The sequence below is a fragment of the Oceanicaulis sp. genome, assembly GCF_965249665.1.
Classification (GTDB): domain Bacteria; phylum Pseudomonadota; class Alphaproteobacteria; order Caulobacterales; family Maricaulaceae; genus Oceanicaulis.
This window is the reverse complement of sequence record NZ_OZ252247.1, coordinates 482672-506915: the sequence shown is the minus strand read 5'-3', so window position 1 is coordinate 506915 and position 24244 is coordinate 482672. Positions and strand designations below refer to the sequence as shown.

Sequence of the window (24244 nt, the reverse complement as noted above, 5' to 3'; positions counted from 1 at the left end):
ACATCCTCGGATCGTGCAGTGCGAAGCGCTGATTTTCTCTGTATTTTCAATCGATACCGAAATCAAGCATAGTGTGTTTGCTGCACCTGCTGCTGAGGCATCAATAGCGCACTGGCTCTAAATTTGAGCTTTTATAGGACGCCCTGCTTGCTAACATAATGATGATATTACTATCCTGCTTTTGCTATCGCCAAAACAAAGTGTGCAGCACCAAAGCTGCCGGGCGACGGGGAGGACAGTATGAAGCACTCGATCAGGTCGGTCGCGCTTGGCGCAACCGCTCTCGCCGCCGGTTTGACCGGCATCGCTCAAGCTCAGCAGCCTGATGTCATCACAGTGACCGCGCAAAAGCGCGAACAGACTTTGCAGGAAGTGCCGATCGCGGTGTCTGTTGTGCAGGCGGAAACCATCCAGAACGCACAGATCATCGACGCGATTGACCTTCAGTCTGTCGTGCCGTCCTTGCGGGTGAGCCAGCTGGAGCGCAGCTCGAACGCGACTTTCATTATTCGCGGGCAAGGCAATGGCGCCAACAATCCCGGCATCGAGCCGTCGGTGGCTGTGTATATCGACGGGGTGTTCCGCCCGCGCGCAGGGTCTGTTTTGTCGGACCTGATGGGGATCGAGCGCGTTGAAGTTCTGCGCGGGCCGCAATCAACTCTTTTCGGCAAGAACGCCACCGCTGGCGTGGTCAGCATCGTCACCGAGCAGCCTGCGTTTGAATGGGGCGGTCAGGGCGAAGTGACGTTCGGCAATTACGGCCAGTCCATTTTCAAGGGCTCTGTGACCGGACCTCTGTCGGAAAATGTCGCCTTCTCGCTCTCTGGCAGCATGAACCAGCGCGACGGCTATTATGACAATGTCGGCACGGGCGGCGATTACAATGATCGCGATCGCTATGCGGTGCGCGGTCAGCTCCTGATGTTGCCGACGGACAATCTCGAGCTTCGCCTGATCGTGGATTACGACGAAATCGACGAGAAGTGCTGCGGCACCGACCGGATCACCGATGGTGCGGCGGGTCCGGCCATCCGGGCGCTCTTGGGCGGCCAGACGTCTGCGGGTCCGGATTTCGAATATCAGATCGCGACGGATCGGGCGAACCAGAACCAGATTGAAAACTCGGGAATTTCCTTACAGGCGGACTGGGAACTCGGCGACAATCTGACTTTGAGCTCCATCACCGCCTTCCGGCAGTATGAAGACTTCGTCGACTATGAAGGCGATTTCACGGACCTTGATATCCTGGGCACCAATATCCGCGGTCTGGATGTGGATACCTTCACCCAGGAATTCCGCCTGACAGGCGATTGGAACAATCGCGCCTTCTTCTTGCTGGGCGCGTTTTATTCCAATGAAGACATGACGGTCGAGGACGCCCGCATCTATGGCTCCGACGCGCGCGCCTATGTGGATATTCTCACCGGCGGCGCACTGGCGGCGTTTGAGACCCCGCTCGGCTTTGCGCCGAACACCTTCTATGCCGAAGGGGGCGGCACGCGGTTTACGGCGGAGCAGACGGACGAGCAGTACCAGATTTTCGGACAGGTGGACTTTAACCTGACCGAGCGTCTGGTTCTGACCGCGGGTCTGGCGTATTTCGAGACCAACAAGGAAGTTGACTTCACCAATGTCATCCGCACGAACCCCTTCTCTGACCTGAACTTCGTTCAGCTGGGCCTGGGAAGCTTCTTGCAGAGCGTTGGAGTCAATCCCAATGATCCCGCGCAAGTGGGCGCCTTTGCGGCCGCTCAGCCCAGCGTGTTCGGTGCATTCGTCAACGCGTCGACCACGTTCAACTCTGTCGCTCTGAACAATGGCGGCGTATTGGTGAACGGTGTGGTGGTTGATCCGGCAACCGGTCTGCCCCTGGCCAACCCGCTTCTGGACTTCTTCCAGCAGGGCCTGCAGCCACTGGGCGCGCTAACCCCGTTCCCCAACTCGGTGGAGTCGGGTGAAACCAGCGATAATGACGTGCCCTACACCTTCCGACTGGCGTATGACGCGACGGATCGCACCAATGTTTATGTCTCCTACGCGCGCGGCTTTAAAGCCTCGTCTTGGAACCTGACGCCGGACACCCGCCCCGACACGGCTGACGTGGCGGCGCTGCGCGCGGCTGGGGAGCTGGCTGCGGACAATGCGCTGGGCCTGCCGACCGTGGTCAACACGGCTGAAGCGCTTGGCGTTGCGGGCAATCAGCGCTTTGCACGCCCCGAGATCACGACCACGCTGGAAGTCGGCTTCAAGACGCGCTTCTCCTGGGGCTCTCTGGATGTGGCGCTTTTTGATCAGACCATTGAAGACTTCCAGTCTTCTGTGTTCCAGGGCGCCGGCTTTGCGGTCATCAACGCCGGTGAACAGTCCAGCCAGGGCCTGGAGTTTGACAGCACCATCAATCCGCCGGCCATTCCCGGCCTGACCCTGACCCTGTCAGGCATCTGGATGAACGCTGAATATGAAAGCTATCCGGGCGCGCCTGTGGTGACCGGCAGCCAGGTTGATCTGGCGGATGGCGTTGCGGATGGTCGCGGCGATCTCTCCGGCCAGTCTGTGGCGGGGATTCCTGAATTCGCGGGATCCTTCGGCTTCACCTATACGCGTGACTTCTCCGGTGGCGAGGCGTTTATCCGCGCTGATTACCAGTACGAGTCAGAAGTCCGACTGCTCGAAAACCTGCCTGACACCATCACGCGTCAGGTCGGCACGCTGAACGCAGCGGTGGGTGTGAATCTCAATAACGGTCTGGAAGCGCTCCTGTGGGGACGCAACCTCAACGAAGACGAGTACTACACCTCAGGCTTCCCGACGACGCTGCAGTCCGGCTCCTTCTCGGGCTATCCGAACCAGCCTCGGACCTATGGCGTGACGCTGCGCAAGCAGTTCTAGGCCCAGGCCGGATCAGACTAAAAAACCCCGCCGGCTTGACCGGCGGGGTTTTCTTTTGTCTGGGCTAAATGGTTTTTTTGACTAGTCAGCCTGGGCGGGAACCAGGCGCAGGACGGACCCTTCAAAATCATCGGTCAGCACGTAAAGCGCGCCATCCGGACCGGTGCGCACATCGCGGAAACGCTGACCCATGTCCGCCAGCAGCGGCTCGACGCTGATGACTCGATCGCCGTCAATTTCAAGACGTTCGACGGAGCTGCCCGCCAGGGCGGAGACGAACAGATCGCCCTGCCAGTGCTCGAAAGCGTCGCCGGTGTAAAAATCCATGCCCGACGGTGCGATAGAAGGGTTCCAGTACCAGATCGGCTGGGTCAGACCCTCGCGTTCGCGCTCTTCGGTGATGATGGTGCCGTTGTAATTGATCCCATAGGTGATCACCGGCCAGCCATAATTATCGCCTGCCGCGAGGATATTGATCTCGTCGCCGCCACGCGCGCCATGTTCATGAGCCCAGATGGATCCGGTGGCGGGATTGCGGGCGATGCCCTGGGCGTTGCGATGCCCAAAGCTGTAGACGCCCGGCGCGCCGTTCTCGATCACAGGATTGTCGCCCGGTATGGAGCCGTCGAGATTGAGACGAACCACTGCGCCGAGATGATTGGCCGGGTTCTGGGACTCATCTTGATGATTGCCGCCGTCACCCAGGGTCAGAAACAGCGTGCCGTCGGGATTGAAGAGGATGCGGCCGCCAAAGTGAAAGCCGCGGGCTTTCTCAAAATTGACGTGGAAGATGTCTTCGACGTTCTCAAGGGCGGTCAGGTCTGCGCTCAGGCGCGCGCGGGCGAGGGCGGTGTTATTCGCCTCAGACGTGCCTTCGGCATAGCTGAAATAGATCATGCGGCTGTCGGCGAAATCCGGCGCCAGCGCCACGTCCAGCAGGCCGCCCTGGCGCTCGACCAGCAGGTCGTCGGGCAGGCCGCTTACCGGTGCGTCGCGCAGGCCGTCCTGATCGATGACCCGCAACCGGCCCTCACGTTCGGTCACCAGATATTCGCCCGTTGGCAGAAAGGCGATGGACCATGGGTACTCCAGCCCGCCTGTTACGGTTTCGATGATGAAGTCGGCTTGTTCGCTTTCAATAACGTCCTGGGCCTGGCTGGCGGACGACAAAGCCAGCACGCTCAGGCTGACGGCGGCGAAACGGATCATGACGCTCTCCCCTAACTGGTGTTTCGGAAAGATAGGCGATCACCCGCCAAATGAAACATGCAATCGGTTTTCAGCCTCAGGCGGTCAGTCGTTGGGGCGCCTTGAGGAAAGCTTCGCCCATGCGTTTGACGCGTCGGGTCAGCTCGGGCTCCGCCGCCGCTGTATGCGCCCAGCGGCGACGCAGCTTGAGCGGCGCTTGCGAGAACGGCGCAGGCAGGACTTTGCTGACGGCTTCTGCGCCGTCCCAGACTGTGAGGCCCGCCATGGCGGCGCTCGGTTTCATGGCGCGTCCGCCGTGCAGCACGGTCTCGTAATCGGTGTAGGCGTCTTTGTAGGCGTAATCACCGCCGCCGAGATCGATACGGGTGATGTGCATGTTGGGTGCGGCCTCAATGATGCCCTGCAACAGAAGATGACCTGGGGAGACCGCACGAAAGGCCGGGTCATAGGCCGGCATCCAGGAGTGATAGATGTCTCCGGCGACGATGCCCATTTCCACCGCCGCCAGCTGGTCGCCCAGATAAAGAGATGCGATCAGGCCTCGGAACGGCCCGAAGCTACGCGCGGCGCAAGTCCGGATCACCCCGTCTATCCATTGGATATCAAACAGGTCCAGCAAGCCCGTCTGCCGGTATTGCGTGCTCTTCCAGGTGCGCAGGGTTTCAAAACGTTCGCCCAGCGGATCGCCAAACTCGATGCGGACCGGACCGAACTCGCGCTCGGCCTTGCGCTGGCGCTGGCGCAGTTTCTTGAAATGCTTGTGCTGGGTTTGCTCTTTGCGCGCCATCCAGTGGGTGACGCCTTCACTGAGATCAATGATGGAAGATCGGGTCTGGCTGCGCACCTTGCCCAGCGTTTCCCCCTGCCAGTTGTCATACACCAGGACATCCGCGCCCATGGCGGACAAAAGGGCTTTCTCACAGACCTTGAAGCCGGGAATGGCGGCGAAACCCTGATAATCTGACAGCGGCGCGCCGACCGGGCGCGCAATGCCGCCCTGAGGGGCGTGATAGGCGAAATAGCCGATCGGAGTGCTGTTCTCTTCGGCGATGATGACATGTACGTCGTGGCGCTGGGCGTCCACGTCCTGGGCGAAATCGGGCAGGAGATAGGGGCTGGTCAGCCGGCCGTCAGGCCGCGCGAGGTCACGCCACCGATCGAGATCGCGGACACCCAGTGCTGACAAAGGCGTATCAAACAGACGCATGTTCACCCCCTGAAGTCTTCTTTCAGGTGAAAATGCAAGGCGCGCGCCGACCGGGACTCATGTATGGTCCTGTTTCGTTCTGGTCTGACGCCGAGGTACGCCATGGATCCTGTTTCAATCGCCTTGATCGCCCTGGGCGGTGCCTGTCTCGTTCTGGGAATTGTGGGCGCTTGGGTCCTGCGCAAGGCTTGGGGCGAGGCGGATGGCTTGCGCGCTCAACTCAGCGACGCTCAGAGCGCACTGTCTGAGGCTCAGCTGGAGTTGCGCGAAGCGCAGACCGAGGCGCGGCGTGTGGATGAGCTGAAAGCCGAGCTCGCCAGCGAACGCGCGATGCGCGACGCCGCCGAGAAGGCGCTGGCGGAGGCGCGAACCACCGCTTTGCGCGTCGACGGGCTGGAAGAGCAGCTTGAACAGACACGCCAGGCGGAAAGAACAGCCTCCTCTGAATTGCAGGCGCTGAAAGAACGGCTCGAAGAGCGCGAAGCGGCGGTGAAGGCCGAGCGCGATCGCCTGACGGCGCTGAGCCAGGAGATGCAGGACCGCTTCAAGACGCTAGCAGACGAAGCGCTGGATGCGTCCTCCAAGAAGCTGCTCGAACAGGCGCAGCAGAACTTCAAGACCCAACATGAACAGGCCCAGGGCGGCGTGAAATCGCTTGTGGATCCGATCCGTGAGCGGCTCGATCTCTTCCGCCAGCAAGTGGACAAGATGGAGCAGGAACGCGCCCGCAATTCCGGTGCGATCGCCGAGCAGATCACCAAGCTGTCCCAGGGCCTTAATGACCAGCACAAGGAAACCTCCAAGCTGGTGAACGCCTTGCAGCGCAAATCCACGACGCGCGGGCAATGGGGCGAACGGACAGTGGAAAACATTCTCGAGCTGGCGGGTCTGACCAAGAACATTGATTACGACGCCCAACACCAGACCCGCGATACGGACGGGGCGGCGTTACGTCCGGACTTTGTCATCAAACTGCCCGGCGGCGGCCGGTTCGTGGTGGATTCAAAAGTGGCGCTGACCGCCTATCTCGATGCGGTTGAGGCTGAGGACGACGCGACCCGCCGCGACGCCCTGCGCCGTCACGCGGCGCAGGTCAAAACCCATGTCAAACAGCTCGCCAAGAAGGAATACGCCGCCAGCGTGGACGGGGCGATCGACTTTGTGGCGCTGTTCATTCCCGGCGAGAGCTTTTATTCCGCCGCCATTGAGGAAGATCCGGGCCTGTTTGACGACGCCATCAAGGCCAATGTGATCATCACCACGCCCGCCACGTTGCTGGCGCTTGCCAAGGCCGTGGCCTATGGCTTCCGTCAGGAAAAGCTCGAACAGAATGCTCAGAAAGTCGCGGCGCTGGGCGATGAGCTCTATAGCCGCCTGACCACGTTCACCGACCATTTGGGCCGTGTCGGGGCCGGTTTGAAATCGGCAACACTCAATTATAACAAAGCCGTGGGCTCGTTTGACAGCCGCGTCCTGCCCAAGGCGCGCGACATGGCCCAGCTCAATGGCCAGATGAAGCTGGTGGACTCGCCCGCTCAGGTCGATGAAACGCCAAGACTGGTCTCCGCGCCAGAGACCGATCAGGCTTGACCGGGCGCTGCGACAGCGAGACTAACTTGAACCTAACCGTTTGCACGATTACCTAACAGCTATGGCTATTCGAGAAATCCTCACCGTTCCCGACCCGCGTCTGAAGCTGGTGTCCAAACCCGTCGACGCGGTGGATGATGAACTTCGCGAGCTGATGGATGACATGGTGGAGACCATGTATGCGGCGGACGGCATTGGTCTGGCTGCAATCCAGGTGGGCGTAGACAAGCGCGTCATCGTCATGGATCTGACCGATGAGCGCACCACGCCGAGCTTCTTCGTCAATCCGGTGATCACGCCGCTCACAGACGATCTCAAACCCTACCAGGAAGGCTGTCTGTCCGTTCCTGATGTTTATGACAGCGTGGAGCGGCCCAAAAAGGTCAAGGTCGAGTTTCTCGACTATGACGGTGAAAAGCGCGAACTGATCGCTGAAGATCTCTTTGCGGTGTGCATCCAGCACGAGATGGACCATCTCGAAGGTGTGGTGTTTATCGACTATCTGTCGCGCCTAAAGCGCGAGCGGGCGGTCAAGAAAGTCCAGAAACTCGTCAAGCAACGCGGTCCTGTAGAGGCGGCGGAATGAGCCTTTTGCGCATTTTGATGGCGTCGGCGCCGCTGGCGCTCGCTGCCTGTGCGCCTGCGGCTCAGTCCGACCCTGACCTGTTTGACCGTTTGAGCGCTTATTGCGGGCAGGCGTTTGAAGGCGAAGTGACATCCGAAGATGAGCGCGATGCGGATTTTGCGTCCGAGCGCCTTGTCATGCATGTGCGTGAATGCGGCGAGACCGAGCTGCGCGTGCCGTTTCATGTGGGCGAGGACCGCTCGCGGACCTGGGTGATCACGCGCCTGCCTGAGGGCGGGCTGCGCCTCAAACATGATCATCGTCATGAAGACGGTAGCGAAGATGTGCTGACCCAGTATGGCGGCGATACGGTCGGGACTGCCGGTATGACCCGCGCTGATTTCCCAGCGGACGCCGAAAGTCAGGCGCTGTTTGAGCGTGAAGGCATTCCGGTTTCCATGGCCAATGTCTGGTCGATCACGCTGTCTGAAGACAGCTTCATCTATGCACTGGATCGCCCGGACCGGCATTTTGCGGTGGCGTTTGATCTGACCGAGCCGGTCGAGACCCCGCCCGCGCCCTGGGGCGCGGAGTAGTAGGTTTTCTTCAATTCTTTCCCGGCGAAGGCCGGGACCCAGAGATCATGTAGCGCTGCATGTCCGGCTCTGGGCCCCCGCCTGCGCGGGGGAAGAGGGACGTTATTCCGGCTCAAACCCGTCCGGGTAGTCCACGAGCGACAGATACAGCCCGTCGGGCGGGGCGACGGGACCGCAGCGCGTACGATCCGCCGCGTCGAGCGCCGCCTTGAAGTCTGCGGGCGTCCATTTGCCCAAACCCACTTCGACCAAAGATCCTACAATGGAGCGCACCTGGCGGTGCAGGAAGCTGATCGCTTCCACCGTCACATGGATTTCCCCGCCTGACTGAAACACCGCGATCTGATCGAGGGATTTGACGGGGCTGTCCGCCTGGCACTGGGAATCGCGAAAGGTCGTAAAATCATGTGTGCCAATCAGATGCTGGGCGGCGGCGTGCATGGTAGCGACGTCCAGCGCTTGCGAGACGCGCCAGACCTGACCGCGGGTCAGGGTCAAGGGCGCGCGGCGTGCCTGCAGGCGATAGATATAACCGCGCCGGTTCGCCTTGAACCGGGCGTGAAACGCATCGCTGACGCGCTGCGCCTCCACTACCGCAATCGGATGAGGTTTGAGATGATGGTTCAACGCATCGCGAACCTTATCGGCGGGCAAATCCTTGTCCAGATCCACATGGGCGACCTGACCCAAGGCATGCACACCGGAATCTGTGCGGCCCGCGCCGTAAATCTCGCGCGGCGCGCCATCCAGCTTTTCCGCCGCCTGCTCCAGCGCGCCCTGCACCGACGGCCCGTTTTTCTGGCGTTGCCAGCCCACAAACGGGCCGCCGTCATATTCGATCGTGAGCTTGTAGCGCGGCATGGCTAGCCCAGCATCGTCCCGGCGGGCACGTCCGTGCCGTTGAGAAAGGCCTTCGCGTCCATCACACCCTTGCCCTCGCGCTGAAGACGGGTCAGGCGCACAGCCCCGCGTCCGCAGGCGACCAGCAAGGCGTCGTCCAGCACTTCTCCGGGCTCGCCGTCGCCTTTTTCAGGCTGGGCGAAATGGACCTTCACGCGCACCGGTCTGGTTTCGCTCTGCAGTTCGAAATACGCGCCGGGCACGGGCGACAGGCCGCGGATCTGGTCGGCGACTTCGCCGGCGGGCTTGGCCCAGTCGATACGGGCGTCCTCGCGGGTGATCTTCTTGGCGTAGGTGACGCCCTCTTCGCTTTGCGGCGTTGCGCTTAATGAGCCGCGCTCAAGCGCAGCAAGGGTGCGCGGCCAAAGCTGGGCGCCCGTGCTCATCAGCCGGTCATGCAAGGTGGAGGCGGTGTCGGTCTCGGCGATCGGAACCACTTCGCTCATCAACACAGGACCGGTGTCGAGCCCCGCCTCCATCTGCATGATTTGGACGCCCGTGACCTCGTCGCCCGCCATGATGGCGCGCTGGATCGGGGCCGCCCCGCGCCAGCGCGGCAAGAGCGAGCCGTGAAGGTTGAGGCAGCCCAGGCGCGGCGCGTCGAGCGCCTGTTGCGGCAGGATCTGGCCATAGGCGACCACGCATGCCGCATCGAGATCAAGGCTCTCAAACTGAGCAATCACTTCAGGGTCGCGGAAGCTTTCGGGCGTATGGACGGTCAGGCCGAACAGTTCGGCGAGCTGATGGACCGGGGTTTTGACGGTCGCCTGACCACGGCCGCGTCGGCGGGCGGGCTGGGTGTAGACCGCGACCACATCATGACCGGCGCCGACAATCTCGGCGAGCGAAGCGGCGGCGAATTCAGGGGTGCCCATGAAGGCGAGGCGTAAGGTCATGGCTCTAAATCAATGCTGTCAGGTTACGGGCCTGCACCTAGACCGAAGTGCGGTGGAGTAAAAGCCTTACACCGCCTTCAGCCCTGTAATCTCTTCGCTGAGCGTCCAGAGTTTTTGTGCGGTCGCGCTGTCGCGAATATGGGAGTGAACGCCATAAAACGCGCCTTCGGGCGGGTTCAGTGCGCCGATATTGCAATCCTCGCAATAGACCCCGCCGCGATCCTCCAGCAGGGGCGATGTCGCCGCCCACAGCGAGGTGGAGGCGCCTTGCTCGACCGTCTTGAACACATCCTTGGGCGTGCCGTCTTCGTTAAACCAGCCCATGGCGCGCATCTCCTCGTCGGCGAGGTCGCGCTGCAGTTCGGTCATGATCCCGCCGGGATGGACCGAATAGGCTTTGAGCCCCTGATCCTCATAGCGGCGGTTCAGCTCCAGCGCGAACAGGGCGTTGGCGCTTTTCGAGCGGCCATAGGCGGCGCATTTCTCATACGCGCCAGCTTCCCAGTTCCAGTCTTCAAGCATCACATCACTGATCCGGTGCGCGAGCGAGGACAGCGCTACGACACGGGCGCCGGGACGGTTGAGCAAGAGGTCTGAGAGGTGCGCGAACAGGGCGAAATGGCCCAGATGATTGGTGGCGAACTGGCTCTCCCAGCCCTTGGAGTTGCGCCGCAAGGGCGTCGCCATGATCCCGGCATTGTTGATCAGCAGGTCGATCCCGTCCGCCGTCAGAGCGCGGATATCTTGCGCGCCTGTCTTGACGCTGTCGGGCTCCATCAGGTCGAGCGTCACGGTTTCGACCGGTAGTCCGTCCAGAGCGGATCGGGCCTTGTCTGGCGTTCTGACGGTGACGATGACGTGTGCGCCAGCTTGGGTCAGAGCACGGGTGGCCTCAAGGCCAATACCGGAATAACCGCCCGTGATGACAACACGCTTGCCAGCCAGGTCCGCCGCTTTCGCGACCTCTTGGGCGGTGGAGCGCATGTGAAACGGGCTATCGACGGGCTGCTGGCGGTTATCAGTCATGATCAAACCTATCCTCTCGCTGTGAATGTCAGTGTCGCGCGTCACATCACAGGACGCCAGCTTTCTGAGGGTTCGTCGTTCAGGCGCGGGTCAGCCAGTCGTGCTAAATTGGGATAACGAAGGCGTTTCAAAGGGGACGAACATGCGGACCATTCTGACTGTATTGGCGATTTTGGTGCTCGGCGCGTGTCGCGCGGCGACGCCGGATGAGGGCCCTGTCACGGGCGGACCGGGCGGCGGCGATTGGCGTATCGTCGGCTTGGGCGAGGCCTGCGGCGGCATGGCTGGCGTCAGATGTGAAGGCGCAGACGCCGGGGCCAATTATTGCGCGTACGCCCCCGCAGCCCAATGCGGCGCGGCGGACCAGATGGGCGTTTGCACCGCGCGCCCGCAAATGTGCACCCGCGAGTATCGCCCGGTTTGCGGCTGCGACGGCCAGACCTATGGCAATGCCTGCACGGCCGCCGCGGCGGGCGCCAGCGTGGTGCATCAGGGCGAATGCCAAGCACGCCAATAAGCGCCGGACGACGGCGCCCGCTCAGTCTTGGGCTTGATCGTGCGGTTCTTCCGCAATGCGCTGGAACCGGGTAAGCAGTCTGCTCAACGACAGGAGACCCCATGGCACAATTGACCGGCAAGACCGCGCTGATCACCGGCGCTGCGCGCGGCATCGGCGCTGCGATCGCTGAAGCGTTTGTGCGAGACGGCGCGGAGGTGCTTTTGACCGATATCGACGGCCCCGGCGCCGAAGCGCTGGCCGCACGACTGGGCCAGCGGGCGCACGCTCGGACGCTCGATGTCGGTCAACCCGCCGATTGGTCAGCCGCGGCGGACTGGATCGAGCACAGCTGGGGCGGGCTTGATGTTCTGGTCAATAACGCCGGGATCACCGGGTTCGGCGTGGCGGAGCAAGAACTTCACGATCCCGAGCACGTGACGCTGGAGGACTGGCGCGCCGTGCATCGGGTGAACACTGATGGCGTCATGCTGGGCTGCCAGTGGGGCATCAAGCTGATGAAGGGGCGCGCGGGCGGCTCGATCATCAATCTGTCGTCACGCTCGGGCGTGGTGGGCATTCCGGCTGCAGCGGCCTACGCCGCGTCCAAGGCCGCGGTCCTCAATCACACGCGCACCGTGGCGCTCTATTGCGCGCAGGCGGGCTATGACATTCGTTGCAACGCCATCCTGCCCGCCGCCGTGCTGACGCCCATGTGGGACGACATGCTGGGGGAGGGCGAGGCCCGCGACCGCGCCGTCGCCGATGTGGAGGCTGGCATCCCCATGGGGCGGTTCGGGCGCCCGGAGGAAGTCGCGGACGCCGCGCTGTTTCTCGCCTCAAGCGCGTCGAGCTATATGACCGGGACGGATCTGCATCTGGATGGCGGCATCCTCGCCGGCGCGGCGTCCTCACCGCGCCGGGCTGAGGACTGAGCTTACTCCGCGCGCCAGACCACCTCGCCATCCACCACCGTCATCACCGGGCGAGCCTCTACCAGGTCCGCGTCCGGCACGGTCATGAGATCGCGATCAAAGACCGAGAAATCTGCGATCTTGCCCACTTCGATCGTACCCAGCTCGTCTTCACGGAAACTGGCGTAGGCTGGCCAGATCGTGAACAGCTTCAGCGCCGTCTCGCGGTCAAGCGCCTGATCAAGATTCCAGTGATCATCGGCAAAGCCGCTGAGATCGCGGCGTACGGCGGCGGCGTAGAACTCGATCCGCGCCTCGCCACGTTCCACAGGCGCGTCAGAGCCGCCCGCAATGATCGCGCCGTCCTCGATCAGGGTTCGCCAGGCATAGGCGCCTTCCAGCCGGTTCAGGCCGATCCGGCTGGCGGCGAAGTGCAGATCGCCGATGGCGTGGCTGGGCTGCATGGAGGCGATCACCTCCATATCGCCAAAGCGCGGAATGTCGTTGGGGTGCAGCACCTGGGCGTGCTCCACACGCCAGCGCGGCTCCGCAACGGCGCGCTCTTCGGCGGGGATAGCGGTAAAGCTGTCCTCCATCCAGTTGAGCACCTCACGATTGCCCGCATCGCCGATGGCGTGAATTGCGAGCTGCACGCCGTCATTCAATGCGCGCTGCATCATCGCTTCGGCGCGCTCTTCTTCAGACAGGAACAGGCCGGTCGTGTCCGGCGCGTCGTCATAGGGCGCGAGCAGCGCCGCCCCGCGTGAGCCAAGCGCGCCGTCCATGTAGAATTTCACGCCGCGTGCAATCACCCGGCCATTGCTTTCAATGCGCGGCGCCCGGGCGGCGACGGCGTCATAATCTTCCGGGTTGGCGTAAACCGAGACGCGGATCGGGAAGGCGCCGTCTTCAGCCAGAGCGGCCATGATGTCCACATCCGCATAAGGCACGCTCATATCATGCACGCCGGTCCAGCCTTGGGACGCCATCACCTCAGCGCCAAGACGATAGAGCGTTTCACGTTCCTCGCCGTCGGGTTCGCCCGCCAAAGCGGCGAAAGGCGCCATAGCGGTGTCGATGAACATGCCATTGGGTTGGCCGGCCTCATCCTTGAGAATCGCGCCGCCTTCGGGGTCGGGTGTGTCTGCGGTGATGCCCGCTGCTTCAATGGCAGCGGTGTTGGCGACCAGCGCATGGCCGTCCGCGCGCACAAGGATCACCGGACGCTCGGCCTCGACCGCATCCAGATCGTCGGCGTTGGGAAAGCGCTCTTCGGGCCAATGCGTTTCAATCCAGCCGCGTCCGGAGATGATCGAGGCGCTGGCGTCCGAGGCGGCCTCGGCGACGCGGGCCTGCAGATCGGTGATGGAGGCGGTTCCCTCCAGGTTCAACGAGCGTTCGCGCTCGCCGACGCCGATGATATGCGCATGCGCATCCGTGAAACCGGGAAACAGCGTGGCGCCCGCCAGATCGACGGTCTCTGTTGCATCACCGATGAAGGCTGCGCCGTCCGCAGCGCTGCCGACAAAGACAATCCGGCCGTCATCTACGGCGACCAATTCGGCGGTGGGGCTCGCCTCGACGCCGGTGTAAATCGGACCGCCGATGAAGATACGATCGGCGCTTTCGGGACGCGTCACCTGTCCCTCGCGCGGTTCGGAACAGGCGCCCAGCGCCAGCGTGCAGACACTCAAAGACAGTGCGGCCAGTGATAAAGTACGGTTCATAAACCCCTCCCCGGGAATATTTGAGAGGGAAACTAGCGCGGTGCGGGCCTCAGGTCACGGTCATGATCATCCAGTCGATGATCAAGGGCACGCCCGCGGCCGCCGCCGCCAGCAGGGGCGGCAGGCCCAGGGCGGCGTGCGCGATGCGCCAATGGATGAACAGGCGCACGAAATTGTATAGCGAAGTGACTTGCCCCATGGCCCCGGCGTCCGCCAGCCCGGCCGGGTAGAGCGCCAGCATCAGCGCCTGAACATGGACCAGCAGCAAGACCGTCCAGTTGTGGGTGACAAGCCAGCTGGCATAGCGGTCCTTGACGCCCAGAACCATCACCATGCCCATGGCGACAATCGGAAAGACCAGCCAGAATCGCGCCCAGCTGAGCAGAGCGTCCAGCAATGAATAGCTCGCATCCGCGTCGAAATAGCTGGCGTTGTCAGCGATGAAGTAGTTGATGCCGTAGATCAGGAAGATGAAGGCGGGCAGCCCCAGCACGACACCGATGAAGGACCGGCTGACGCCCTCCGCGCTCATGTCGAAATGCTTGCGCCAGTCGGGCTTGAACGCCAACAGCGCAAAGACGCCGTCGACGCCGGAGCGCATATCCTTGAGGGCCTGATTGATCATGAGAAGGTCTTGAAATACCGGTCCAGCACGTCGGCGTAGATCGCGGCGAGGCCGGTCACGTCGCTGACGGGCACGCGCTCATCCACCTGGTGCATGGTTTCGCCTACCAGGCCAAATTCGGCCACCGGGCAATAGTCCTTGATGAAGCGCGCGTCTGACGTGCCGCCGCCTGTGGTCAGGGCCGGTTCGCGCCCCGTGTGGTCCTTGACCGCGTCGCGAAGCAAGCTGGTGAACGGGCCGGTTTTGGTGAGGAAGGCGTCGCCGGTCACGGTTAGATCAAGATCAATCTCGCAAAACGTGCCTGCTTTCGCGGCGGCGGCCTCTTCGCGAATCCACTGTTTCAGATCATCCCCGGACTGGGCGGTGTTGAACCTGATATTGAACTTCGCGCTCGCCTTGGCCGGGATCACGTTATGCGGGGCGTTGCCCACATCAATCGTTGTGACCTCAAGATTGGAGGGCTGAAAATGCGGCGCGCCCTCATCGAGCGTGCGCGCGGTCAGCCGGCTCACAAGATCGATCAGGACCGGGATCGGGTTCTCGGCTTTTTCGGGGTAGGCCACATGACCTTGCTGGCCGGTGACGGTGATCACCCCGTTGAGTGAGCCGCGGCGGCCCACCTTGATCGTATCGCCCAGCACATGCGGATTGGTCGGCTCGCCCACCAGGCAATGATCGAGCGTTTCACCCGTCTCGGTGATCGCTTCGAGCAGTTTTTTCGTGCCGTTGATCGCCGGGCCTTCTTCATCGCCGGTGATCAGGAAGGCGATGGAGCCGGACGGTGTGCTCTGGCTTTGCAGATATCGGGCGACGCCGGCGACCATGGCTGCGATCGCGCCTTTCATGTCCGCAGCGCCACGCCCCCATAAGACCTCATCGGCGATGTCCGCATCGAACGGCCCGCGGCTCCAGGCGGCGTCATCGCCTGCCGGCACCACATCGGTATGCCCCGCAAAACAGAACACCGGCGCTGTCGTGCCCAGACGGGCATAGAGATTATCGACGTCTTCAAACTTGAACCGCTGGCAAACAAAGCCGAGCATTTCAAGCGCCTCGGAGAGTATATCGAGCGCGCCCGCGTCCTTGGGGGTCACGGACGGCGCCTGAATCAGGCGGCGGGCGAGCGGGATTGGGTCGGTAAGCGAAGACAGATCAAGCATGGCGCAGATTTAGGGCGTTTTGACGCCCGGCGCCATGCCTGAGAGACCTGTTCTTGCCTAATCGCGCAGCAGGGCGTTTATCGAGGTTTTCGCGCGGGTCTGGGCGTCCACGCGTTTGACGATGACGGCGCAATAGAGCCCCGGCTTGCCATCTTCACCGGGCAGGTTGCCGGGCACCACGACGGAATAGGGCGGGACCTCGCCGCGGAACATCTCGCCGGTCGCCCGATCGATGATCTTGGTGGAGCCGCTCAGATACACGCCCATGGCCAGAACCGCGCCTTCGCGCACGATCACGCCTTCGGCGACCTCGGCGCGCGCGCCGATGAAGCAATTATCCTCGATAATCACCGGATTGGCCTGCAGCGGCTCGAGAACGCCGCCAATGCCGGCGCCGCCGGAGATGTGCACATTCTTGCCGATCTGGGCGCAGGAGCCGACCGTGGCCCAGGTGTCCACCATCGTGCCTTCATCCACATACGCGCCGATATTGACGTAGGACGGCATCAGCACCACGCCCTTGCCGATGAAGGCGCCGCGGCGCACGGCGGCAGGCGGCACGGCGCGAAAGCCGGCGCGTTCAAACTCGGCGGCGTCCCAGCCTTCAAATTTCGAGGCGACCTTGTCCCACCAGGGGCCATGATCAGCGCCGCCGGGGATGATGCGGTTGGGGTTCAGGCGGAAGGACAACAGAACCGCCTTTTTCAGCCATTCATGCACCACCCAGTCGCCGTCTTCGCCGCGGCTGGCGACACGGGCTTGCCCGCTGTCGAGCTGGTTGAGGGCTGTGTTGACCGCATCGCGGACCTCGCCCTGGGTTTGGGGGGTGAGCTGGTCGCGGATGTCCCAGGCGGCGTCGATAACCGATTTCAGCGCATCAGGGTTCATGGCGTCGTCTTCTTTGCTGTGTCCGCAGCAACATGCCAGTCGCCCAGAAAAGTGCGCAGGCAGTCCGCAGCGTAGTGAATATGATCGGGATGTATCAGCGGTTCGGGCGTCACGCCATCCGCCAGCGCTTCGACAGGGGGATGTACCAGCACCGTGGTAAAGCCGATTTCATGAGCGGTTTGCAGGTTCTTGACTGAATCCTCAAACATCACCGTGCTTTGCGGTCTGATCGAGAAATGATCGGTGAACCGCTCAAAGCCGGCTCGGTGCGGTTTGGGCGTAAAGTCTGCGGCCTCGATGTCATAAAGATCTTCAAACAGGCCGTTGAGCCCCAGACGGTCGATGACCTTTTCGGCATGCTTGCGCGAGCCGTTGGTGTAGACAATGCGGCGACCCTCAAGCGCGGCCACATGATCAGCCAGCTCAGGATCAGGTGTGATCACGGAGTGATCCACGTCGTGGACGAAATCCAGAAACGCGGCGAGATCTTTCACCTGATTGTTGACCAGCAGCCCGTTCAGCGTGGTGCCATGGGTGGTGTAATAATGCTGCTGCAAAGCGTGGGCTTGCTCGCGCGTCATCGAGAATTCACGTTGAACCCAGTCCGTCATCTTCTCGATGACCTGGCTCATCACCGCCGCATCGGCGGGATAGAGCGTCTCATCAAGATCGAACACCCAGGTGTCCACATGGCGCAGGTCAGGTGTTTTGATCACGGAAGGGGTTCCTCAAAATCATCAAGATCAAGCCGCATTACGCTGCCGCCATTGTCCGCATCGGGCGCGGCCCGAAACAGGGCGGGCTGAAAGCCGGAGGTCTCACAGTCTCCGCGCGCCTGGCTGGTGAAACGCGCGGGCGTGATGCAAAACGCTTCTGTGCCGGAGGCCAGCGGGCGCAGCGCGTCGCCATCGATCAGCTGGGCGTAGACATAAGTTTCGTCACCCGTCAGTTGGGCGGACAGCGTCTGGGCGCAGCCGCCCGGTGCGATGCGCCACCAGCCGCGGGTTTCAAATCCGTCTCCAACCGCCCGCGCCACGGCGACTCCGATCGGCAGACTGGCGTCGTTGCAGACCTGAAGGCCCAGCCCGGAATTGCGTTCCAGCGCCCTCTCGTGCAGCGCTTCGATCAGCTCGCTGCGTTCTGCGCCAAAGCTGCGGCCCATATCTGATTCAAAGGCGGCGACCTGGCGGCGGGTGCGGCGACCGGCATACCCGTCAATGACGTTGATGTCATAACCGGCTGATTGCAAAAGGCGCTGGAGACCGGCTTCTTCAGCCCGGTCGCCAAAATCAGCGACTTCAACCAGCACGGCGCTGTCGCGCTCGGCGTCGCTCAACTGCCGGAATTTTCGGGTTTCAAGCCCCAGCAAGTCGCAATCCGCCACGCCTTCGAACGAGAAATCCGCCTCATCCACGCAGATATCCAGGCTGCCGCGCCATTCGCGCACGCCGCCCAGATAAGCGCGGGTGGTGCGCGCATACAGATATTGTTCGGTGTCTGTGGCGGGGCCGATTTCCGCGCACCCGCCCGGCGCGATGCGCGCCCAGCCTTCCACCGCCAGTCCGGACGGTGTGCGCCACGCCTTGGCCGCCTCCACCATGAAGCTGGTTTCATTGCACACCTGGCCCGCCTGGGCGGCGCCGCCCAGGCCCAGCATCATCACCAGGGCCAGAATGATCCGGTTCAGCATCTCAAGGCTCCCGTCGCTCCACACGCTTGCCCGGTATCGTAGGGCGTGGTCCCCGCCCGCTATAGGGCCAGGGTGGAGATTTCCCCGCGCAGCTCGTCCAGCCCGTCACGCTTGGCGCTTGAAGTTGCGGAAATCACTGGGAAGGCGGCGGGCCGCCGGGCGATTTTCTGCGTGGTCTCCTCAAGGCGCTTTTGCGCTTCGCTGGGCTTGAGCTTGTCGGTTTTGGTCAGAACGATCTGGTACACCACGGCGGCGCTATCAAGAACCTTCATGATCTCTTCGTCAGAGGGTTTGATGCCGTGCCGAGAGTCGATCAGCAAGAAGACGCGCTTGAGATTGACCCGGCCGCGCAGATAGCTTTGCGTCAGGCGCGTCCAGCGCGCAGCGACCTCCTTGGGGGCTTTGGCGAAGCCATAGCCCGGCAGGTCGACGATCCGCAGCCGGCCTTGCATGTCAAAGAAGTTCAGCTCTCGCGTCCGGCCCGGTTCTGTGGAGGCGCGGGCAAGCTGTTTGCGACCGGTCAGGGCGTTGATCAGAGAGGATTTGCCGACATTTGAGCGGCCTGCAAACGCGATCTCGGGCACGTCTGAAGCCGGCAGCGTGTCCATGGACACCACGCCCAGCATGAAGTCGATTTCACCGGAGAAGAGTTTGCGGCCCGCTGCGAGGCGGGCCGCTGTTTCAGCCTGGGCGTCTGGAGAGGGCTCGGTCAGGGCCGCCTCCTATTTCTTCTTGCCGCCGCGCGGTTTTTTGGCCGCGGGATTGGAGCTGACCCGGCGACCCGGGGTTGCGGGCTTGGCCGGCGTCTCGGTCTTGGCCGGGGTTTCGCCGTCTGTGATCGCTGCGTCGGCGTTGGTGTCTTCCGCCAGTTCGGTGACGGCTTTCTCCACCTTGCCCTCGATCACCTCATTGGTGGCGGTCGGGGTGTCCTCGCCCTGATATTTCGCGGGCACGGCCGAGCCGGTCAGCTTGGCGCGGAGCTTGAAGAAGTTGCGGTCCAGCTCGGTCACCACGCCCTGACGGCGCATGATCAGGTATTGCTGGGCGATGGTCAGGGTGTTGTTCCACGACCAGTAGATGATCAGGGCGGCCGGGAAGGGCGCCATGATGATAGTGAAGATGATCGGCATGAAGGCGAAGATCTGACGCTGGATCTTGTCCGGCGGCGGCGGGTTCAGCGATTGCTGGGCCCACATTGTCACGCCCATCAGCAGCGGCCAGATGCCGATCGCCAGGATCTGACCGATCAGCGGAATGCCGGACGGATCGTAGGGCAACAGGCCGAACAGATTGCCGAACATGGTCGGATCGGGCGCCGACATGTCCTGGATCCAGCCAAAGAACGGCGCATGGCGCGCGTCCAGCGAGATGAACACGGTCTTGTAAAGCGCGAAGAAGATCGGGATTTGCGGCAGGATGGGCAGACAGCCCGCCACCGGATTGATCCGCTCCTTGCGATAGAGCTCCATCATGGCCTTTTGCTGGGCCTGAGGGTCGTCTTTGTGGCGCTCGCGGATTTCTTTCATCTTCGGTGCGGCCGAACGCATCTTGGCCATGGACGCGAAGGCGCGGTTGTTGAGCGGGAACAGCACCAGCTTGATCAAAAGCGTCACCACCATGATCGCCAGGCCGTAATTGCCCAGAAGTCCGTAGAAGAAGTGAAGCGCGGCGAAGAAGGGCCGGGTCATGAACCAGAACATGCCCCAGTCGATGGCCATGGTCAGTCGATCAATGCCCAGCTCGTTTTCATAGGCGGCCAGGATGGGCTGCGCTTTGGCGCCCGCGAACACATAGCTCGACGCTTCCAGGCTGGCGCCCGGCGCCAGGATTTGCGCATCGCTGAGATAATTGGCTTCAAAGACGGGACGGTCAGGGCGCGAGACCACACGGAACTGGGCGCGCACATTGCCTTGGTCCTGAGGGGCCACGGCGGCGAGCCAGTATTTGGAGGTGATGCCCATCCAGCCGCCAGGGCCGGAGCGCTCGATCAGGCCTTCATCTTCCCATTTCCTGAACTTGCGCGAGAAGTGCGTGCCGTCCACCACGCCGACCGCGCCTTCATGCAGCACGAAGAAGTTCTGAAGATCCTCCGGCACGCCATGCTGGCGCACCAGCGAATAGGGACGCAGCGACACCGCCGCAGAGCCGTTATTGATGACGCTGTCGGAGACGGTGAACAGGTAATTGTCATCGACGCTGATGGTGCGGCGGAAGGTCAGGTCGCCGGCTTGGTGCTGGAGCACGACGGGGGTGTCCGGCGTCAGCACATCGCCTTCGGCCAGGGTCCATTGTGTGCTCAGGCCCGGCAGGCCCTGAGGCGCGTTGGCGTCGCCCAGCCAGCCAGCGGCGGCGTACTGATACCCGTCAAAGCCTTCCGGGCTGAGAACTGTGACAGGCTCGCCGGAATCCACTTCGGTGTCGTAGCGCAGCAATTGCAGGTCATCGAGCCGCGCGCCGGTGAGAGACAGCGATCCCGACAGCGCCTCGGTGCGAATGTCGATACGCTGGGAGCGGGCCAGCGCGTCGTCGCGGCTGAGACCGTTCTCACCACTGCCGGGGGCAAAGGCGCTGGGCTCGGCCTGGGGCGCGTCATCAGTGTTTGTGGTCTGCGCCTGGCTGGCGAGTCGGGCCGCTTCAGCGGCCTCACGGTCGCGGGCCATCGGATCCAGCACGAACACCTGATACAGCAGCAGGATGCCGATCGCGATAACGGCTGCGAGCAGGAAGTTGCGGTTCTCACCCATGGGAGGAACGATCCCTTACGTCTTTGAGGGCGTGTGATCCCGCAGATCGCCCGTCGATCCACGCTCACGCCGCGCGAGGCTTATCAACGCGGCTTTGACATCGTCAAGCAAGGCCGGCCAGGACCGGTTCGCCGTTTGAGCGCGCGCAATGAACACATAGTCGGTTCCGGGCCGCCCGTGGAGGGGCAGTAACAGGCGCGCTGCTGCGCGCAATCGGCGCTTGGCGCGATTGCGCGCCACGGCGTTGCCGATTTTCTTTGTCGCGGTGAACCCCGCGCGGGTCAGCCCGTCGGGGTCATCCTTGCGCGCAAGCATCTGAATGACAACAGACGGCCTGGCGATGCGCGGCGCGTCTCGCGCGCGCAAAAAATCGCGCCGCTCGGTGATCCGTGCGGCGCGATCTGGATACATCGTCGTGTCGACTGTCGCCTGAATTAGGCGGACAGACGCTTACGGCCCTTGGCGCGGCGACGCGCCAGAACCTGACGACCGGCTTTGGTGGCGGCGCGGGCACGGAAGCCGTGGCGGCGCTTGCGGACCAGATTGGACGGCTGGAATGTACGTTTCACGGTTCGGCTCCCATTGGGATCAGCGGCCGGGCCCCCGGCGCTTCAAAATTCGAGCCGCGGTGGATACGGGAGGCAGGGGCTTGAGTCAAGCGCCCCACCGCCTTTGAGGGCGGCGATGAACTGCACTTTTAGCATATTTATCGCGCCTGTGCGCACATTGTCAGCGCGTCCATGGCGCAGATGTTTTTCGGGAGGGCGCATTGTCGCCTGGCTCAGCCCGTAGAATTACGGACGGGACGCCATAAGCGTGTGATTTTGAAATAAACTTTCACACCAAGGTGATGCTGGCTCATGGGGATGTGGTTTTCCCCTACTCGACACCACGGTCTATATGCAGTCACAACGCTGAGACGAGAAAAGGGATTTCCTGATGGAAACGGACGATCACACCACTGAAGACGCGCCCACTGCGGCGAAGCCGGCCAAGCCGCTCTGGCGCCGGTTGGCGCCGCTGGTCGTCCTGATTGCAGGTCTGGTCGCCTTTTTCGCGCTGGGCGGCTCGCAATATCTGGATGCGGAGCGCGCTCAGGCGGTGCTGCGCAGCGTGGACGGCTGGGTTCAGGAGAATCTGGTGCTGGCGCTCGCAGCCTACACGATCTTTTATGCGCTCGCGGTTGCCATTTCGGTGCCGGGCGCGCTGTGGTTCACCATCGGCTCGGGATTCCTGTTCGGTCCCTATTTGGGAACGGGCGTCGCCGTGTTCGGCGCGACCGCTGGCGCCACGATCATCTTTCTCGCCGCCCGTTACGCGTTCGCCGATTGGGTGCGCGAGAAATTTCCAGGCTATGTGAAGAAGCTGCAGGACGGGTTTTCGCGCGACGCCTTCACCTATGTCGTGATCTTGCGCCTGATTCCGGTCTTGCCGTTTTTCGGGATCAATATCGCGACGGCTTTGCTGAACGTGCCGGTGCGCGCTTATGCGCTGGGCACGCTGGTGGGCGTCATCCCGGGCGCCTATGTGTATGCGACGCTGGGCGCGACCATCAAACGCGCCGCAGACACCGGGGTGCCGTCTTTCGGATCGCTTCTGACGCCTGAACTGATTTTCGCCATGGTGGCGTTCGCTGTTCTGGCAGTGCTGCCGGTGGTCTATCGCCGGATGACCCAATCCAAGGGAGACGCCGCATGAGTCGCGAACGCATCAAGGCTGATCTCGCCATTATCGGGGCAGGCGCGGCGGGTCTCGTCACCGCATCCGGCGCCGCCCAGCTGGGCCGCAAGGTTGTTCTGTTTGAAGCGGGCGAGATGGGCGGCGATTGCCTCAATTATGGCTGCGTGCCGTCCAAGGCGATCCTGACCGCCGCGCACAAGGTCCAGGCCATTCGCGACGCGTCAAAGTACGGCATCACCGTCGGCGAACCCAGCGTGGACTTCGCCAAGGTGCGCGAGACGATCCAGACCGCGATCACCACTATTGAACCCAATGACAGCCAGGAGCGGTTTGAAGGCTTCGGCGTCAAGGTGGTGCGCGAATACGCCCGCTTTGAAAACGAAGACACCCTTGTCTCAGACAGCGTCGAAGTGAAAGCCAAGCGCATTGTGGTCGCCACCGGCACACGCGCATTCATTCCGCCGATCGACGGTCTGTCGGGCGCGCCCTACCTGACCAATGAAACGATCTGGTCGCTGGAGACCCTGCCCGAGCATTTGATCGTTCTGGGCGCGGGGCCGATTGGCGCTGAGCTTGGACAGGCGTTCCGGCGTCTCGGCTCTGACGTCACGATCATCGAGGCGGGCGTACCCTTGGCCCGGTTCGAGCCTGAACACGCCGCTTTGGTGACCGATGCGCTGATGCGCGACGGAGTCACCCTGCATGCGGGCCTGAGCGCTTCAAAAGTCAGCCATGACGATACGGGTGTCTCGGTCACTCTGTCTGACGGCCAAAGCGTCAGCGGTAGTCATATCCTCGTCGCCACGGGCCGCAAGCCGGTGACGGACGGTCTCAATCTGGAGGCCGCCGGCGTTGAAACCGATGCGCGCGGCATTGTCTGCGACGATCGTTTGCGCACGTCGAACAAGCGCGTGCTGGCGGCGGGCGACATCGCGGGCAAGGGCGGATTGACCCATCTGGCGGGCTGGCATGGCAGCGTCATCCTGCGCAATCTCTATTATGGCCTCAGCACCGGTCAGTCCTCGCAACCGATTCCCGGCGCGGTTTATACCGATCCGCCCATCGCCCAGGTTGGATTGACCGAAGCGCAGGCGCGGGCCGAGCATGGCGACACAATCAAAATCGCAAGCTGGGGATTTGACGATAACGACCGCGCCATTGCGGAAACCGACGTGCGCGGCGGCGTCAAGCTGATCCTGGGCAAGGGCGGCAAGGTGCTGGGCGCGCATGCGGCCGGCGCCCGCGCCGATGATCTGATCCAGATCGCTGGCGGCGTGATGGCGCGGGGCGGTACGGTGCGCGATCTCACCAGCCCAGTGGCGCCGTATCCGACCCGCGGCGAAATCTTCAAGCGTGCGGCGGGATCCTATTATGAACCGGTGGTGTTCGGGGCGATGGCGAAACTGCTCGCCCGCGTGCTCAGCGCCTTTCACTAACGCTCA

Annotated in this window: 23 protein-coding genes; 8 read left to right on the top strand and 15 right to left on the bottom strand. The window is 62.6% G+C overall.

Going from position 1 to position 24244, the window contains the following annotated elements; all coding sequences use genetic code 11:
• Nucleotides 1–240 precede the first annotated feature (240 nt).
• Nucleotides 241–2889, top strand: a complete 2649-nt coding sequence (locus ACP154_RS02520; protein WP_421857174.1) for a TonB-dependent receptor — start codon at nt 241–243, stop codon at nt 2887–2889.
• An 81-nt stretch (nt 2890–2970) separates the two neighbouring features.
• Here the strand turns inward: ACP154_RS02520 and ACP154_RS02515 are convergent, their stop codons facing one another.
• Both ACP154_RS02515 and ACP154_RS02510 read right to left on the bottom strand, forming a co-directional pair.
• The gene (locus tag ACP154_RS02515) at nt 2971–4098 is read right to left on the bottom strand and encodes a PQQ-dependent sugar dehydrogenase (protein WP_421857176.1); all 1128 of its coding nucleotides are present in this window, start codon (nt 4096–4098) and stop codon (nt 2971–2973) included.
• A 76-nt stretch (nt 4099–4174) separates the two neighbouring features.
• Nucleotides 4175–5305: a GNAT family N-acetyltransferase gene (locus tag ACP154_RS02510; RefSeq protein WP_421857178.1), complete on the bottom strand. Its 1131-nt coding sequence runs from the start codon at nt 5303–5305 to the stop codon at nt 4175–4177.
• Between the two features lie 102 nt (nt 5306–5407).
• Between ACP154_RS02510 and rmuC the strand changes: the two genes are divergently transcribed.
• The 3 genes from rmuC (at nt 5408) to ACP154_RS02495 (ending at nt 8056) form a co-directional block, all read left to right on the top strand.
• Nucleotides 5408–6895 (top strand): DNA recombination protein RmuC, encoded by a 1488-nt coding sequence (gene rmuC, locus ACP154_RS02505; protein WP_421857180.1) that lies wholly within the window; start codon nt 5408–5410, stop codon nt 6893–6895.
• A 61-nt stretch (nt 6896–6956) separates the two neighbouring features.
• Complete coding sequence (gene def, locus ACP154_RS02500; protein WP_107711509.1) at nt 6957–7481, top strand: peptide deformylase; 525 nt, start codon at nt 6957–6959, stop codon at nt 7479–7481.
• Complete coding sequence (locus ACP154_RS02495; protein WP_421857183.1) at nt 7478–8056, top strand: hypothetical protein; 579 nt, start codon at nt 7478–7480, stop codon at nt 8054–8056. Before def ends, ACP154_RS02495 begins: the two co-directional genes overlap by 4 nt.
• A 102-nt stretch (nt 8057–8158) precedes the next feature.
• Here the strand turns inward: ACP154_RS02495 and truA are convergent, their stop codons facing one another.
• The 3 genes from truA to ACP154_RS02480 form a co-directional block, all read right to left on the bottom strand.
• Nucleotides 8159–8917, bottom strand: a complete 759-nt coding sequence (truA, locus tag ACP154_RS02490; protein ID WP_421857185.1) for a tRNA pseudouridine(38-40) synthase TruA — start codon at nt 8915–8917, stop codon at nt 8159–8161.
• A gap of 2 nt (nt 8918–8919) precedes the next feature.
• The gene (fmt, locus tag ACP154_RS02485) at nt 8920–9852 is read right to left on the bottom strand and encodes a methionyl-tRNA formyltransferase (RefSeq protein WP_421857187.1); all 933 of its coding nucleotides are present in this window, start codon (nt 9850–9852) and stop codon (nt 8920–8922) included.
• A gap of 66 nt (nt 9853–9918) precedes the next feature.
• A complete protein-coding gene (locus ACP154_RS02480) occupies nt 9919–10878 on the bottom strand; it encodes an SDR family NAD(P)-dependent oxidoreductase (protein WP_421857189.1) in 960 nt (319 codons plus the stop codon).
• Between the two features lie 142 nt (nt 10879–11020).
• On the opposite strand from ACP154_RS02480, the gene ACP154_RS02475 reads away from it, so the two are divergent.
• Together ACP154_RS02475 and ACP154_RS02470 are read left to right on the top strand one after the other, a co-directional pair.
• On the top strand, nt 11021–11395 hold the full coding sequence (locus ACP154_RS02475; protein ID WP_421857191.1) for a Kazal-type serine protease inhibitor domain-containing protein: 375 nt from the start codon (nt 11021–11023) through the stop codon (nt 11393–11395).
• Nucleotides 11396–11496: 101 nt separating this feature from the next.
• The gene (locus ACP154_RS02470; protein ID WP_421857193.1) at nt 11497–12309 is read left to right on the top strand and encodes a glucose 1-dehydrogenase; all 813 of its coding nucleotides are present in this window, start codon (nt 11497–11499) and stop codon (nt 12307–12309) included.
• Between the two features lie 2 nt (nt 12310–12311).
• Here ACP154_RS02470 and ACP154_RS02465 read toward each other — a convergent pair whose 3' ends face one another.
• From ACP154_RS02465 to rpmH, 10 genes are all read right to left on the bottom strand, one after another.
• Nucleotides 12312–14015, bottom strand: a complete 1704-nt coding sequence (locus tag ACP154_RS02465) for an amidohydrolase (protein ID WP_421857195.1) — start codon at nt 14013–14015, stop codon at nt 12312–12314.
• 49 nt (nt 14016–14064) lie between these two features.
• A complete protein-coding gene (locus ACP154_RS02460; RefSeq protein ID WP_107711502.1) occupies nt 14065–14640 on the bottom strand; it encodes a hypothetical protein in 576 nt (191 codons plus the stop codon).
• On the bottom strand, nt 14637–15809 hold the full coding sequence (dapE, locus tag ACP154_RS02455; protein WP_421861407.1) for a succinyl-diaminopimelate desuccinylase: 1173 nt from the start codon (nt 15807–15809) through the stop codon (nt 14637–14639). Before dapE ends, ACP154_RS02460 begins: the two co-directional genes overlap by 4 nt.
• A 48-nt stretch (nt 15810–15857) precedes the next feature.
• Nucleotides 15858–16688 (bottom strand): 2,3,4,5-tetrahydropyridine-2,6-dicarboxylate N-succinyltransferase, encoded by an 831-nt coding sequence (dapD, locus tag ACP154_RS02450; protein ID WP_421857197.1) that lies wholly within the window; start codon nt 16686–16688, stop codon nt 15858–15860.
• On the bottom strand, nt 16685–17404 hold the full coding sequence (locus ACP154_RS02445) for a pyrimidine 5'-nucleotidase (protein ID WP_421857199.1): 720 nt from the start codon (nt 17402–17404) through the stop codon (nt 16685–16687). Before ACP154_RS02445 ends, dapD begins: the two co-directional genes overlap by 4 nt.
• The gene (locus ACP154_RS02440; protein ID WP_421857201.1) at nt 17401–18378 is read right to left on the bottom strand and encodes a DUF1036 domain-containing protein; all 978 of its coding nucleotides are present in this window, start codon (nt 18376–18378) and stop codon (nt 17401–17403) included. The genes ACP154_RS02445 and ACP154_RS02440 overlap by 4 nt, the downstream gene beginning before the upstream one ends.
• 59 nt (nt 18379–18437) lie before the next feature.
• The gene (yihA, locus tag ACP154_RS02435) at nt 18438–19004 is read right to left on the bottom strand and encodes a ribosome biogenesis GTP-binding protein YihA/YsxC (RefSeq protein ID WP_421857203.1); all 567 of its coding nucleotides are present in this window, start codon (nt 19002–19004) and stop codon (nt 18438–18440) included.
• A 96-nt stretch (nt 19005–19100) separates the two neighbouring features.
• Entirely contained in the window at nt 19101–21122 is a 2022-nt protein-coding gene (yidC, locus tag ACP154_RS02430) for a membrane protein insertase YidC (protein WP_421857205.1), read from the bottom strand.
• Between the two features lie 15 nt (nt 21123–21137).
• A complete protein-coding gene (rnpA, locus tag ACP154_RS02425; protein ID WP_133723932.1) occupies nt 21138–21533 on the bottom strand; it encodes a ribonuclease P protein component in 396 nt (131 codons plus the stop codon).
• 23 nt (nt 21534–21556) lie between these two features.
• Nucleotides 21557–21691, bottom strand: a complete 135-nt coding sequence (rpmH, locus tag ACP154_RS02420) for a 50S ribosomal protein L34 (RefSeq protein WP_022701434.1) — start codon at nt 21689–21691, stop codon at nt 21557–21559.
• A gap of 370 nt (nt 21692–22061) precedes the next feature.
• Here rpmH and ACP154_RS02415 point away from each other — a divergent pair, with 370 nt between their 5' ends.
• Nucleotides 22062–22820 carry a TVP38/TMEM64 family protein gene (locus ACP154_RS02415; protein ID WP_421857207.1) on the top strand — a complete coding sequence of 253 codons (759 nt, stop codon included), beginning with the start codon at nt 22062–22064 and terminating at the stop codon, nt 22818–22820.
• Entirely contained in the window at nt 22817–24238 is a 1422-nt protein-coding gene (locus ACP154_RS02410; RefSeq protein WP_421857209.1) for a dihydrolipoyl dehydrogenase family protein, read from the top strand. The genes ACP154_RS02415 and ACP154_RS02410 overlap by 4 nt, the downstream gene beginning before the upstream one ends.
• Nucleotides 24239–24244 lie beyond the last annotated feature (6 nt).

Excerpts from the sequence above, each read along its gene's own strand:
- def (WP_107711509.1), top strand. The coding sequence starts at position 6,957 with ATGGCTATTCGAGAAATCCTCACCGTTCCCGACCCGCGTCTGAAGCTG.
- ACP154_RS02480 (WP_421857189.1), bottom strand. The coding sequence starts at position 10,878 with ATGACTGATAACCGCCAGCAGCCCGTCGATAGCCCGTTTCACATGCGC.
- ACP154_RS02470 (WP_421857193.1), top strand. The coding sequence starts at position 11,497 with ATGGCACAATTGACCGGCAAGACCGCGCTGATCACCGGCGCTGCGCGC.
- ACP154_RS02460 (WP_107711502.1), bottom strand. The coding sequence starts at position 14,640 with ATGATCAATCAGGCCCTCAAGGATATGCGCTCCGGCGTCGACGGCGTC.
- ACP154_RS02415 (WP_421857207.1), top strand. The coding sequence starts at position 22,062 with ATGGAAACGGACGATCACACCACTGAAGACGCGCCCACTGCGGCGAAG.
- ACP154_RS02520 (WP_421857174.1), top strand. The coding sequence starts at position 241 with ATGAAGCACTCGATCAGGTCGGTCGCGCTTGGCGCAACCGCTCTCGCC.
- ACP154_RS02515 (WP_421857176.1), bottom strand. The coding sequence starts at position 4,098 with ATGATCCGTTTCGCCGCCGTCAGCCTGAGCGTGCTGGCTTTGTCGTCC.
- rmuC (WP_421857180.1), top strand. The coding sequence starts at position 5,408 with ATGGATCCTGTTTCAATCGCCTTGATCGCCCTGGGCGGTGCCTGTCTC.
- ACP154_RS02510 (WP_421857178.1), bottom strand. The coding sequence starts at position 5,305 with ATGCGTCTGTTTGATACGCCTTTGTCAGCACTGGGTGTCCGCGATCTC.
- ACP154_RS02440 (WP_421857201.1), bottom strand. The coding sequence starts at position 18,378 with ATGCTGAACCGGATCATTCTGGCCCTGGTGATGATGCTGGGCCTGGGC.
- yihA (WP_421857203.1), bottom strand. The coding sequence starts at position 19,004 with ATGCTGGGCGTGGTGTCCATGGACACGCTGCCGGCTTCAGACGTGCCC.
- truA (WP_421857185.1), bottom strand. The coding sequence starts at position 8,917 with ATGCCGCGCTACAAGCTCACGATCGAATATGACGGCGGCCCGTTTGTG.
- ACP154_RS02495 (WP_421857183.1), top strand. The coding sequence starts at position 7,478 with ATGAGCCTTTTGCGCATTTTGATGGCGTCGGCGCCGCTGGCGCTCGCT.
- ACP154_RS02475 (WP_421857191.1), top strand. The coding sequence starts at position 11,021 with ATGCGGACCATTCTGACTGTATTGGCGATTTTGGTGCTCGGCGCGTGT.
- ACP154_RS02410 (WP_421857209.1), top strand. The coding sequence starts at position 22,817 with ATGAGTCGCGAACGCATCAAGGCTGATCTCGCCATTATCGGGGCAGGC.
- dapD (WP_421857197.1), bottom strand. The coding sequence starts at position 16,688 with ATGAACCCTGATGCGCTGAAATCGGTTATCGACGCCGCCTGGGACATC.
- yidC (WP_421857205.1), bottom strand. The coding sequence starts at position 21,122 with ATGGGTGAGAACCGCAACTTCCTGCTCGCAGCCGTTATCGCGATCGGC.
- ACP154_RS02465 (WP_421857195.1), bottom strand. The coding sequence starts at position 14,015 with ATGAACCGTACTTTATCACTGGCCGCACTGTCTTTGAGTGTCTGCACG.
- rnpA (WP_133723932.1), bottom strand. The coding sequence starts at position 21,533 with ATGTATCCAGATCGCGCCGCACGGATCACCGAGCGGCGCGATTTTTTG.
- fmt (WP_421857187.1), bottom strand. The coding sequence starts at position 9,852 with ATGACCTTACGCCTCGCCTTCATGGGCACCCCTGAATTCGCCGCCGCT.